Source organism: Geodermatophilus sp. CPCC 205506 (assembly GCF_051383635.1).
Lineage (GTDB): Bacteria > Actinomycetota > Actinomycetes > Mycobacteriales > Geodermatophilaceae > Geodermatophilus.
Genome location: NZ_JALPKP010000044.1, coordinates 17,843 through 29,465 on the forward strand (window position 1 = coordinate 17,843; position 11,623 = coordinate 29,465).

At 75.8% G+C, this 11,623-nt stretch carries 14 protein-coding genes; 8 read left to right on the forward strand and 6 right to left on the reverse strand.

Annotation, left to right across the window (positions count from 1 at the left end):
* Positions 1-35: 35 nt before the first annotated feature.
* Positions 36-1,010, reverse strand: a complete 975-nt coding sequence (locus MY520_RS21390) for a methyltransferase (protein ID WP_436694588.1) — start codon at positions 1,008-1,010, stop codon at positions 36-38.
* Positions 1,011-1,055: 45 nt separating this feature from the next.
* Complete coding sequence (locus tag MY520_RS21395; protein ID WP_436694589.1) at positions 1,056-1,652, reverse strand: helix-turn-helix domain-containing protein; 597 nt, start codon at positions 1,650-1,652, stop codon at positions 1,056-1,058.
* 50 nt (positions 1,653-1,702) lie between these two features.
* Between MY520_RS21395 and MY520_RS21400 the strand changes: the two genes are divergently transcribed.
* Both MY520_RS21400 and MY520_RS21405 read left to right on the forward strand, forming a co-directional pair.
* A complete protein-coding gene (locus MY520_RS21400; RefSeq protein WP_436694590.1) occupies positions 1,703-2,662 on the forward strand; it encodes an NAD(P)/FAD-dependent oxidoreductase in 960 nt (319 codons plus the stop codon).
* Complete coding sequence (locus MY520_RS21405) at positions 2,659-3,333, forward strand: class I SAM-dependent methyltransferase (protein ID WP_436694591.1); 675 nt, start codon at positions 2,659-2,661, stop codon at positions 3,331-3,333. The genes MY520_RS21400 and MY520_RS21405 overlap by 4 nt, the downstream gene beginning before the upstream one ends.
* Here MY520_RS21405 and MY520_RS21410 read toward each other — a convergent pair.
* The gene (locus MY520_RS21410; protein ID WP_436694592.1) at positions 3,330-4,118 is read right to left on the reverse strand and encodes a hypothetical protein; all 789 of its coding nucleotides are present in this window, start codon (positions 4,116-4,118) and stop codon (positions 3,330-3,332) included. The genes MY520_RS21405 and MY520_RS21410 overlap by 4 nt on opposite strands.
* 146 nt (positions 4,119-4,264) lie before the next feature.
* Between MY520_RS21410 and MY520_RS21415 the strand changes: the two genes are divergently transcribed.
* Positions 4,265-5,653: a nitrate/nitrite transporter gene (locus MY520_RS21415; protein ID WP_436694593.1), complete on the forward strand. Its 1,389-nt coding sequence runs from the start codon at positions 4,265-4,267 to the stop codon at positions 5,651-5,653.
* A gap of 104 nt (positions 5,654-5,757) precedes the next feature.
* Here MY520_RS21415 and MY520_RS21420 read toward each other — a convergent pair whose 3' ends face one another.
* The 3 genes from MY520_RS21420 to MY520_RS21430 form a co-directional block, all read right to left on the reverse strand.
* Positions 5,758-6,879 carry a uroporphyrinogen-III synthase gene (locus MY520_RS21420; protein WP_436694594.1) on the reverse strand — a complete coding sequence of 374 codons (1,122 nt, stop codon included), beginning with the start codon at positions 6,877-6,879 and terminating at the stop codon, positions 5,758-5,760.
* A 120-nt stretch (positions 6,880-6,999) separates the two neighbouring features.
* Complete coding sequence (locus MY520_RS21425) at positions 7,000-7,569, reverse strand: uridine kinase family protein (protein WP_436694595.1); 570 nt, start codon at positions 7,567-7,569, stop codon at positions 7,000-7,002.
* Complete coding sequence (locus MY520_RS21430) at positions 7,548-8,597, reverse strand: MBL fold metallo-hydrolase (protein WP_436694596.1); 1,050 nt, start codon at positions 8,595-8,597, stop codon at positions 7,548-7,550. Before MY520_RS21430 ends, MY520_RS21425 begins: the two co-directional genes overlap by 22 nt.
* Before the next feature lie 53 nt (positions 8,598-8,650).
* Here MY520_RS21430 and MY520_RS21435 point away from each other — a divergent pair, with 53 nt between their 5' ends.
* The 5 genes from MY520_RS21435 to MY520_RS21455 all read left to right on the forward strand — a co-directional run bounded on the left by MY520_RS21435 (position 8,651) and on the right by MY520_RS21455 (position 11,618).
* Positions 8,651-9,142, forward strand: a complete 492-nt coding sequence (locus MY520_RS21435; protein ID WP_436694597.1) for a PH domain-containing protein — start codon at positions 8,651-8,653, stop codon at positions 9,140-9,142.
* A gap of 261 nt (positions 9,143-9,403) precedes the next feature.
* Positions 9,404-10,024, forward strand: a complete 621-nt coding sequence (gene infC / locus MY520_RS21440) for a translation initiation factor IF-3 (protein WP_436694598.1) — start codon at positions 9,404-9,406, stop codon at positions 10,022-10,024.
* Between the two features lie 102 nt (positions 10,025-10,126).
* Positions 10,127-10,321 (forward strand): 50S ribosomal protein L35, encoded by a 195-nt coding sequence (rpmI, locus tag MY520_RS21445; protein WP_436694599.1) that lies wholly within the window; start codon positions 10,127-10,129, stop codon positions 10,319-10,321.
* 33 nt (positions 10,322-10,354) lie between these two features.
* Positions 10,355-10,738, forward strand: coding sequence for a 50S ribosomal protein L20 (gene rplT, locus MY520_RS21450; protein WP_091156068.1), 384 nt, complete (start codon positions 10,355-10,357; stop codon positions 10,736-10,738).
* Between the two features lie 85 nt (positions 10,739-10,823).
* Complete coding sequence (locus tag MY520_RS21455; protein WP_436694600.1) at positions 10,824-11,618, forward strand: TrmH family RNA methyltransferase; 795 nt, start codon at positions 10,824-10,826, stop codon at positions 11,616-11,618.
* Positions 11,619-11,623 lie beyond the last annotated feature (5 nt).

Sequence of the window (11,623 nt, forward strand, 5' to 3'; positions counted from 1 at the left end):
GCGTCGACAACCCATGATCACGCGGGGGACGGTCGTCAGGCGGGCCGCGCCTCGAGCACGTGCACCCCGGCGCCGGTCGGGACGTCGCGCGTGAGGCGCAGCCCCGCCGCGTCGAGCAGGGCGGCGTACTCGGCCGCGGTCCGCTCCCGGCCGTGCAGCAGGACCAGCATGTGCAGGTCCATGCGCACCGCGGCCGGGTCGTCGACGGCGCGCCCGGGCAGCACGGCCTCGACGACGAGCAGCACCGAGTCCGGTCGCATGGCCGCGCGGCAGGTCCGCAGCACGCGCCGCGCGTCGTCGTCGTCCCAGTCGTGCAGCACGCGGGACAGGACGTAGGCGTCGGCTCCGCCGGGCACCGCGGTGAAGAAGTCGCCACCGACCGCGGGCAGGTCGGAGTCCGCCACCACGCCGGGCTGGTCGAACAGCACAACGTCGGCGGCCGGGATCCGCTCGCGGATGGCGCGCAGCAGGGTCCCGCTGCCGCCGCCGACGTCGACGACCGACGCGAACGGGGTCACGTCGTAGGCGGCGACCACCGCGCCGGCCTCCCGCGCGGACCGGTCGGCCATCGACGCCCGGAAGGCCGCCAGCCGCTCGGGTGCGGCGGCCAGGTGCTCGAAGAACGACCGGCCGTGGACGGCGTCGAAGGGCGTGCCGCCGTCCCGGACGGCGGCGAGCAGCCCGGCGGCCGCCTCGTAGTACAGCTCGGCGCGCGCGGTCACCGCCCCGCGCAGCGAGTCCGGCGTCCCGCTGCGCAGCCACGCGCCGGTCTCCGTCAGGGCGAACCGGCCGTCGGGGAGCTCGTCGAGCACCTCCTCGGCGGCCAGCCCGCGCAGGACCCGGTGCAGCGGCCCGGGCACGGCCCCGACCTCGCCGGCGAGCTCGTCGGCGCTGCGGGGGCCGGCGGCCAGGGCGTCCGGCACGCCCAGGGCGACGCAGACGTGCAGCAGCTGGGTGACCAGGTAGCCGTCGGCGAGCCGGGCCAGCCGGGCGGCTGCGGAGCCGGGCACAGCCGCATGCTGGCACGGCGCCCGGAGGTGGACAACGTGCCCGGGTCAGCGCCCCGCGGGCCGGGCCCGCACGTGCATGCGTTCCCCTTGTGGGCCGAACAGGGTGAGCACCTCGGCCGGCTCCGGGAACGGGTTGGAGAAGGAGTGCGGCACGCGGGTGTCGAACTCGACCACCTCGCCCGCGGAGAGCACGAAGTCCCGGCGGCCGAGCAGCAGCCGCAGTCGCCCGGAGAGCACGTACATCCACTCGAACCCCTCGTGCGTCTTCTGTTCCACGTCCCCGACCCGCGACTTCGGCGGGAACGTCTGCTTGTAGGCCTGCAGCCCGCCGCTCTGCCGGGTCAGCGGCACCATGGTCACGCCGTCGTGTTCGAACGGGCTCTGGTGCACGCGGGGGTCGCCGGCGGCCGGGGCGTCGACCAGCTCGTCGAGCCCCACCTGGAACGCCCGCGCCAGGGGGAGCAGCAGTTCCAGCGTCGGCTTGCGCTGCCCGGCCTCCAGCCGAGAGAGGGTGCTCACCGAGATGCCGGTGGCGCTCGAGACCGCGGCCAGCGTCATGCCGTGCTCCGTGCGCAGCGACCGCAGCCGCGGACCGACCGAGTCGAGGACGTCGTCGAGGGGGAGGTCCGCCGTCTTTGCCATGTCAGCAAGGCTAGTTGTCGGAGCAGCTACGGGCGGTGCACCGTGGTGGCATGAGTGGATACGACGTCGTGGTGATCGGTGGTGGCGCCGCAGGGCTGAGCGGAGCCGTGGCCCTGGCGCGGTCGCGGCGCACGGTGCTGGTCGTCGACGCGGGGCAACCGCGGAACGCGCCGGCGTCCGGCGTGCACAACTACCTGGGCCGGGAGGGCGCTCGCCCCGCCGACCTGCTCGCCGACGGACGGGCTGAACTGGTCGGCTACGGAGGGGTGGTCGTCGACGGCGTGGTCACCGCCGCGCGGCGGGAGGACGACGGGACGTTCCGCGTGGCCCTCGACGGCGATCGGGAGGTGTCGGCACGTCGGCTGCTGGTCACGACCGGCCTCGTCGACGAGTTGCCCGAGCTACCCGGGCTGGCCGAGCGGTGGGGGCGCGACGTGCTGCACTGTCCGTTCTGCCACGGCTGGGAGGTGCGCGACCAGGCCGTCGGCATCCTGGCAACCGGTCCGAACGCGGTGCACCAGGCGCTGCTGTTCCGGCAGCTCAGTGAGGACGTCGTCTTCTTCCGGCACACCGGGCCCGGGCTCGCACCGGAGCAGGCCGAGCAGTTGGCTGCCCGGGGCGTCCGGATGGTCGACGGCGAGGTGACCGGGATCGAGGTGACCGACGACCGGCTCACCGGCGTCCGGCTCGTCACCGGTGAGGTGGTTCCGCGCTCGGCGTTGGTCGTGGCACCGCGCTTCACCGCACGCGCCGGCGTGCTGGAGTCCCTGGGCGCCTCGGCGGTGGACCAGGAGATGGGCGGCTCCGTCGTCGGCAGCGCCGTGCCGGCGGACCCCACCGGAGCGACCTCCGTGCCGGGCGTGTGGGTGGCGGGCAACGTCTCCGATCTCAGCGCGCAGGTCGTGGTCGCCGCCGCCGCCGGGATGCGGGCCGGCGCCATGATCAACGCGGATCTCGTGGCCGAGGACGCCCGCTCGGCCGTCGCGGCGCACCGGAGCGTGGCGGCATGAGGGCGTCCGACCGCGAGTCGTACGACGAGCTCTACCGCTCGGCTCCGGCGCTGTGGAGCGGCCGCCCGAACCGCCAGCTCGTCGTCGAGGCGAGCGAGCTGCGGCCCGGCGCGGCGATGGACGCCGGCTCCGGGGAGGGCGGCGACGCCCAGTGGCTCGCCGAGCGGGGCTGGCGGGTCACCGCGGTCGACTTCTCGACCGTCGCGCTGGAGCGCGCCGCTGCGCTGGCCGCCGCCCGTGGCCTCGGCAACCGGATCGAGTGGCTGCACGCCGATCTGGGCGCCTGGACGCCGCCCGAGGCGGGGTTCGACCTGGTCACGGCGCACTACCTGCACTCGAGCGGAGCCGAGCGCTCGGCGCTGTTCCGGCGGCTCGCCGCCGCCGTCGCGCCGGGCGGGACCCTCCTCGTCGTCGGCCACCTGCTCGACGAGGGCGCCGGCCACGGCCATGGCGAGCACGGGGACGACGGCGAGCGCGGCCAGGGACACCTGCACCAGCACGACCCCGACGCGTTCTACACCGCCGAGGACGTCGCGGCGGTCCTCGACCCCGCGGAGTGGACCGACGTCGTCACCGAGACCCGCGACCGCGACCCGGAGGCCGCCGAGCGGACCGGCAACGCGGTGCCGGACACCGTGCTCGTGGCGCGACGGAGGTCAGGAGGGCGCTAGCCGAGGTCGGCCAGCGCGGCGGCGACCTCGTCGTCCCGCACGAAGCCCAGGGCCAGCAGCCGGTGCACCAGCACGCCCCGGCGGGTCAGCCGCAGGTCGGCCGGGCGCAGCCGGGGCAGCGCCGCGCCGCCGGGCCGAGGCTGGGCCGGGGGCGGGTCGACCAGGCCGGCGCGCTGCAGGTCGGCCACGTCCTCCCGGGCGCCCCAGGCCGTCCACGCCCGCGGGTCGTCGGCCAGCGGGGTCATCGGCAGCGGCAGCCGGTCGCTTCGGCCGACGCCGGCCAGCAGGGTCAGTTGCCGCCAGGACAGCCCGGCGGCCAGCCGCAGCGCGCGGTCCACCAGCGCGACGTCGAGGTCGGGCGAGGCGGCCACCTCGGCCAGCAGGTAGCCCAGGTGCCGCACCCGGCGCTCCTCGACCGACCGGCAGGCCGCGGCGACGACCGCCTCGGCCACCTCGTCGGCCGGGGACCGCCCGCCGGCCCGCGGGGTGAAGAAGTCGTCGTCGCGCAGCCGCCGGCCGCCCTGCGCCAGCGACGCGCCGTGCTCGACGGCGAAGGCCAGGGCGGCGCCGGCGCGGGCGCGCTCGCGCGGCAGTGCCAGCGCCGCGGCCCCCTCGGCCGCCGTCCGGAGGGTGCCGGCCAGCCGGTCGTCCAGGCGGACCGCCGTCGCCGGCCCCGAGCCGGGGAAGACCACCGCGGCCGCGGCCCGGCTCATCGAGCCGGCGACCACCGCGCCGGCCTCCAGCAGGGCACGGCCGGTGGCGGGGGAGTCCTCGGTGGCGGTCACGCGGTGATCTTCGCCGGTCCGGTGCCGCCCGTGCACCCGGTGGACGGCGCCCTCACCACAGCGGGTCAGCGACGGTGAGCACAACGGAACACGAGTTCATCCCGGCAGCAACGGCCGGGGAACGACCGGCAGCCACCGTCGGTGCCATGGCCGCCCCCACCCCCACCGCTCCGCCGACGACCGCGCCGGTCGCCGCCCCGGCCCGCTCGTCGGGCCGCTGGATCGACGACTGGCGCCCGGAGGACCCCGCCTTCTGGGAGTCCACCGGCAAGCCGGTCGCCCGCCGCAACCTGTTCTTCTCCGTCTTCTCCGAGCACATCGGCTTCTCCATCTGGAGCCTGTGGTCGGTGCTCGTGCTGTTCCTGCCCGAGGCGGTGTACGGCATCGACCCGGCCGGGAAGTTCCTGCTGACCACGCTGCCGACCGCTCTGGGCGCCTTCGTCCGGCTGCCGTACACCTTCGCCGTCGCCCGGTTCGGCGGGCGCAACTGGACCATCGTCAGCGCCTCGCTGCTGCTCGTGCCGACGATCGCGACCGCCGTCGTCCTGGAGCCCGGCGTCTCCTACACGACGCTGCTGGTGGTCAGCTGCCTGGCCGGTGTGGGCGGCGGCAACTTCGCCAGCTCGATGGCCAACATCAACGCCTTCTACCCCGACCGGCTCAAGGGCTGGGCGCTCGGCCTCAACGCCGGCGGCGGGAACCTCGGCGTCCCGGTGATCCAGCTCGTCGGCCTGCTCGTGCTGGCCACCGTCGGCGCCCAGTACCCGCGGCTGGTGCTGCTCGTCTACATCCCGCTGATCGTGGCCGCCGCCATCGGCGCGGCGCTGCTCATGGACAACCTGACGACGGCGCGCAACCAGCCCCGCGCGATGCGGGAGGCGACCCGCGAGCCGCACACCTGGATCATGTCGTTCCTCTACATCGGCTCCTTCGGCTCGTTCATCGGTTTCGGGTTCGCCTTCGGCCAGGTGCTGCAGAACCAGTTCACCGCCGACTTCGCCACCCCGCTGGCCGCGGCCGCCCTCACCTGGCTGGGCCCGCTGCTGGGCTCGCTGATCCGCCCGCTCGGCGGCTCGCTGGCCGACCGCTTCGGCGGCGCCCGCATCACCTTCTGGAACTTCGTCGCCATGGCCCTCGGCGCCGCGACCGTGTGGACGGCGAGCCAGCTGGAGTCGCTGCCGCTGTTCGTCGTCGGCTTCGTCACGCTGTTCGTGCTCAGCGGCATCGGCAACGGCTCGACCTACAAGATGATCCCGGCGATCTTCCGGACCCAGGCGCAGCAGCAGGTGGCCGACGGCGGGGACGGCGCGGCCGCCGACCGGCACGCGCTGCGGATGTCGGGCGCGCTGATCGGGATCGCCGGCGCGGTCGGTGCCTTCGGCGGCGTGCTGGTCAACCTGGCCTTCCGCCAGTCGTTCCTGACCACCGGCACCGGCGACTCCGCCTACCTGGTGTTCATCGCCTTCTACGTCGCGTGCCTGGTCGTCACCTGGGTGGTCTACCTGCGCCCGCGCGCCCCGATGGCCGGCGTCTGAGCCGCCGTGATCATGGGGTTGTTGCCGGCCCGCGCGGCGTGTCCTCGCGTGTCGCCGGGAACAACCCCATGATCAACGGGGGAGCGCGGGCGCAGGCAGCGGGCTCAGAGCTTCAGCCGGTAGCCGCGCTTCACGACGGTCTCGACCAGCGGCGCACACAGCGCGGCACGCAGCCGGGTCACGGCCATCTCCACCGCGTGCCCGTCGCCGCCGCCGGGCAGCCCCCGCACCAGCTCCGGGCGGGACACCACCGCACCCGGCCGCGCGGCCAGCGCCCGGAGTACCGCCATCGGACCGGGCGCGAGCTCCACCAGCCGGCCGTCCACGACCACCGCGTGGCCGCGCACCTGGACGTCGTGCTCCCCGACCCGCAGGACCGGGTCGCGCTCCGGCAGCCGGGCGACCACCTCCCGCGCCAGCGCGCCCAGCCGCGAGCGCTCCGGCTGCACCGACGGGATCCCCACCGACTCCAGCGGCCCGGCGGTCACCGGACCCACCGCCACCGCGAGGACGCCGCCGCTCAGCGCGGCCACCAGGTCCTCCCGCTGCCCCAGCTCCTCGGCGACGGTCAGCAGGCTGGCCGCGGCCGGCGCGCTGGTGAAGGTCACCGCGTCGATCCCGCCGGCGACGATCGCGCCCACCAGCCGGCGCACCGGGCCGACGTCCTCGGGCAGCACCCAGCGGTAGACCGGCACGGTCAGCACGTCCGCGCCCGCGGCCCGCAGCGCGTCGACGAACTCCGGCAGCGGGTCGCCGTGCAGCTGGACGGCGATCCGCCGACCGGCCAGCGGACCCTCCGCGCCCGACAGCAGGTGCTCGAGCACCTCCGCCGACGACTCGGACGCCGGCGACCAGGCGTCGATCAGCCCGCCGCCGCGGATCGCCCCGCGGGCCTTGGGACCACGGGCCAGCACCCGGGTGCCGGTCAGGTGCGCGACGAGGGGGAGGTCCCAGGCGTCGGCGGCCTCCAGCCAGCCGCGAAACCCGACGCCGGTGGTGGCGACGACGAGGTCGACCGGCCGCTCGAGGACCTGGCGGGTCGCGGCCACCAGCTCGGTGTCGTCGGCGAGCGGGACGATCCGGATCGCCGGTGCGTACACCACCCGGGCGCCACGGCGGGCCAGCAGCGCGCCGAGCTCCTCGCGACGGCGGGCAGCAGTGACCGCGACGGTGTAGCCGGCCAGCGGCAACAGCTCGCCGTCGGCCTCGGGCGCGGTCTCACTCACGGGCATCCCCCTGGTCGTACGTCTGCACGGCCGGTCCGCGTGCCGGCCGGCGCCCCCCATGGTGCGTCGTCCTCGTTGCGGGCATGTGTCGTCCCAGGTACGGCGGCGCGTGGGGGCCGTTCAGCCCGGTCCGGCGGTGCCGTCGAGGCGGATGTCGGCACGTTCCCGGGTGCACTCCGCGGCGAACGCGGTCGCCTCGGTGCCCTGCCAGCTTCGCCACTCCGGCGCGAACGCGGCGCCGTCCCGGGCCAGGCCGCGGGCCAGCCGCACGTCGGCCGGCGCCTCCACCCAGATCCGCAGCACCGCCCACGGGTCGACCGCGCGCGGGCAGCTGCCGCAGCCCTCGACGACGAGCACCCCGCCGGGCGGGACGGTCGTCGGCTCGGCCTCGAAGCGGCCGGCGGCCCAGTCGTAGCGGTGGTAGGCGCCGGGGGAGTCCCCGGCCAGCGGGCGCAGCACGCCCGCGGCGAGGCGGGCGAAGGCGCCGGTGAGCGACCAGTCGGCGTACAGGTCGTCCATGTGGACGACGGTGCCGCCGAGCTCGGCCGCCAGCCGGCCGGCCAGCGTGGTCTTGCCCGACCCGGCCGGCCCGTCCACGCAGACCAGCCGGGTCCGCCCGAGCCGGGGGCCGGCGGCCCGCACCCGCGCGGCGATCGCCGGGACGGCGCTCAGCGGGCCGACGCGGTCCACGTCGGCACCGCACCGCCGGACCCGACGACGAGGCCCCGGCTGGCCAGCAGCCGCAGGTGGGCGTCGGTCTCGGTGACCGCGAAGATCCGCATCCGCCGGGCGTACTGGTCCCACGGCCGCGACCAGGTGAGGAGGCCGGCCAGCTGCCACGGCGTGCTGTGCGGGTGGTCCCGGACGGCGGCCAGCAGCTCGGCCAGCCGGTGCTCGTGGTGCTCGCGCAGCTGGAGGGTCCGGTCGGCCAGCCCGCGGAAGCGCCACTCGTGCGCGGGCAGCACCTCGGCGACCTCCCGTTCCCCGACGGCCTCCAGCGAGCGCAGGTAGTCCCGCAGCGGGTCGGCCAGGCCGCCCGACGTCGAGGACACGTTGGGGCTGATCCGGGGCAGCACGTGGTCGCCGGAGAAGAACAGCCCGGTGCGCTCCTCGGCGAAGCAGAGGTGACCGGGTGTGTGCCCCGGTGTGTGGACCGCGCGCAGCGACCACCCCGGCAGGTCGGCCAGGTCGCCGTCCTCCAGCAGCCGGTCGGGGCGCGCGGCGGTGGAGTACCTCGACATGGCCTCGGGCGTGCCGACGTCGGACCGCGCCTCCTCCCGATCGGCGCCGAGGGACACCAGGAACGCCACCTCGTTGGCCACGAGCTCCGCGGCGTCGCCCTGGGTCAGGTGCTCCACGGCCGCGGCGTCGGCGGGGTGCAGCGCGACCCAGGCGCCGGAGGCCGCCCGCACCCGCGCGGCCTGGCCGATGTGGTCGAAGTGCATGTGGCTGACCAGCACGCCCCGGACGTCGGTGACCGCGCCGCCGATGGCGGCCAGCCCGGCGCACAGCGCCGTCCAGCCCTCCTCGCTGTCCCAGCCGGTGTCGAGCATCCCGAGCCCGCCGCCGGCCAGGGCGAAGACGTAGCTGGTGACGTAGCGGAGCGGGTTGTCCGGGATGGGGACGGGGATCGACCACAGCCCCGGGCCGACCTCCTCGACCGGCGGCAACGTCCGGTCCTGCCAGGCCTGGTGCTGCGCGGTGCCGGTGACCTCCACGTCGAGGCACTCTGCCAGCCCGCCCGGCGGGCGCGGCCTGGGACCATGGGCGCGTGCCGTCGCCCGCCCCGCCCGCCGTCTCCGCCGTCCCGCGTCGCTGGCGGCTGGCCTGCGCCGTCGCGGCCGCCGTCGTCGTCGCCGTCCTGGCCTACGTCGGGCTGACGCTGCCGGCGTCGGACTCCGGCGTCGTCTTCTACACGACCGCCGACCGGTGGGCGGTGGTCGGCCTCGGCGTGGTCCTGGGCGCGGGCCTGCTCGCCCTGGGCCGGCCCCGGGTCGACGCAGACGCCGACGGCATCCGCGTGCGCAACGTCCTGGGGGAGCGCACCCTGCCCTGGACCGCGGTCCGCGCGGTCCGCTTCGACGAGCGGTTCCGGTGGGCGACGCTGCGGCTCACCAACGACGACGAGTTCGCCGTGCTGGCGATCCAGGCGGCCGACGGCGAGCGTGCGGCGGTCGCGGTCGAGGGGCTGCGGGCCCTGCACGCGGCCGCCCTCGCCGCGCAGCCGGCCCCGCCGCCGCTGCTGCACGACCCCTGGGAATGACCCGGCCCGCCGCATCGCTGTAGCATGGGCGTGCCTCCCCGCTACACCGAGGCGCGCGAACCACCCAGCGGCCCCGCCCCGGGCCGCTGACCAAGAGGAGCCCGCTCCCACCTGGCGTCGTCAAGACGCCCAGGTTCCCGGATCGCGGCAGACCGGCTGGTCTGCCGCGGCGCGCGCGAGCCCGACGGCTCGCGCACCCCGGCGAGTGGGCCCCGTGAGCAGACGCTCACGGGGCCTTCGTTCTCTCCGGAATCCGGTCGGGTGCAGCTCCTCCCGTGCAACAGCAGAGGAGAGGCCATCACCGAGCCCCGCATCAACGACCGTATCCGCGTCCCCGAGGTCCGCCTGGTCGGTCCGGAGGGCGAGCAGGTCGGCATCGTGCCGATCGGCGAGGCGCTGCGCCTGGCCCAGGACTCCGAGCTCGACCTCGTCGAGGTCGCGCCCATGGCCCGGCCGCCGGTTGCGAAGCTCATGGACTACGGGAAGTTCAAGTACGAGTCCGCCCAGAAGGCCCGCGAGGCCCGGCGGAACCAGGCGCTCACCGTCATCAAGGAGATGCGGCTGCGCCTGAAGATCGACCCGCACGACTACGAGACCAAGAAGGGCCACGTCGAGCGCTTCCTGCGGAGCGGCGACAAGGTCAAGATCACCGTGATGTTCCGCGGCCGGGAGCAGTCCCGTCCGGAGATGGGCTACCGGCTGCTGCAGCGGCTGGCCGCCGACGTCGCCGAGCTCGGCGTCGTCGAGTCCAACCCCAAGCAGGACGGCCGCAACATGGTCATGGTGATCGCCCCGCACCGGAACCAGGCGGCCACCGACACCGCGCGCCGCACGGCGAAGGCGGAGAAGCAGGCAGCCGAGGAGCAGGCCCCGCAGGCCTGAACCGGGCGCCACCGCAGGACCGCACCACCGAGACGGCCGGCGCCGTCGCGGCAGCTGAGCGCTGCCGCGCGGCGCCGACACACACGAGCGAGGACCGAGGACATGCCGAAGCAGAAGACCCACAAGGGCACCGTGAAGCGGATCCGCGTCACGGGCACCGGGAAGCTCATGCGTGAGCAGGCCAACAACCAGCACAAGTTCGAGCACAAGTCCTCGCGTCGCAAGCGCCGGCTGGACTCCGACCAGCTCATCTCGCCGGCCGACACCAGGAACATCAAGAAGCTGCTGGGCCTCTGAGCGCCCCCCTAACGAGAAGACAGGAGCACTCACGTGGCACGCGTGAAGCGGGCGGTCAACGCCCAGAAGAAGCGCCGGACGACCCTCGAGGCCGCCAGTGGCTACCGGGGCCAGCGGTCCCGGCTCTACCGCAAGGCCAAGGAGCAGATCCTCCACTCGGCCACCTACCAGTACCGCGACCGCAAGGTGCGCAAGGGTGACTTCCGCAAGCTGTGGATCACCCGCATCAACGCCGCGGCGCGCCAGAACGACATGACCTACAACCGGTTCATGCAGGGCCTCAAGCTGGCCGGCATCGAGCTCGACCGCCGCGTGCTGGCCGAGCTGGCCGTCAACGAGCCGGCCGCCTTCGCCGCCCTGGTGGAGACCGCGCGCGCCGCGGTCGCCGCCGCCCCGGCCGGCGGCCAGGCCGCCTGAGCAGGCACCGCACCACCCCGACGCCGCCGGTGCCGGTCCCGCGTGGACCGGCACCGGCGGCGTCGGCGTCTGGAGAGGGACGGCGATGAGCGAGCCGCTCACCGAGCGGTCGGCGCGGATCGTGGCCGCGCGCAAGCTGACCAGGCGCAGCGGCCGCGACGCCGCCGGCCTCTTCCTCGCCGAGGGCCGGCAGGCCGTCGCCGAGGCGCTGGCCGACCCCACCGGGGTCCGGGAGGTGTTCGCCACCGAGGCCGCCGCCGCCGCGCACGCCGGCCTGCTGGCCGCCACTCCCGTGCCGGTGCGGCCGGTCACCGAGAAGGCGGCCGCCTCCCTCTCGGAGACGGTGACCCCGCAGGGCCTGGTCGCGGTCTGCGCGCTGCGCGACGTGCCCGCCGACGCCCTGGTGACGGCGCCGCCGCGGCTGGCGGTGGCGCTGGCCGAGCTCGCCGACCCGGGCAACGCGGGCACCGTGCTCCGCACCGCCGACGCCTGCGGCGCCGGGGCGGTCGTCTTCGGCGCCGGCTCGGCCGACCCCTACGGCGGGAAGGCGGTGCGTTCCAGCGCCGGCAGCCTCTTCCACGTCGACGTCGTCCGCGGGGCGCCGCTGCCGGACCTGCTGCCGCGGCTGCAGGCCGCCGGCGCCACGGTCCTGGCCGCCGACGGCGGGGGTGCGGCCGCCCTCGACGAGGTGGCCGCCGACGGCCGGCTGGCCGGGCCGGTGGTGTGGCTGTTCGGCAACGAGGCGCGCGGCGTGCCGGCCGGGCTGGCCGGGCTGGCCGACGCGCGGGTGCGCATCCCGATGCGCGGGCGGGCCGAGAGCCTCAACCTGGCCGCCGCGGCGGCCATCTGCCTGTACACGACCCAGCTCGCCCAGCGCTGAGGCCG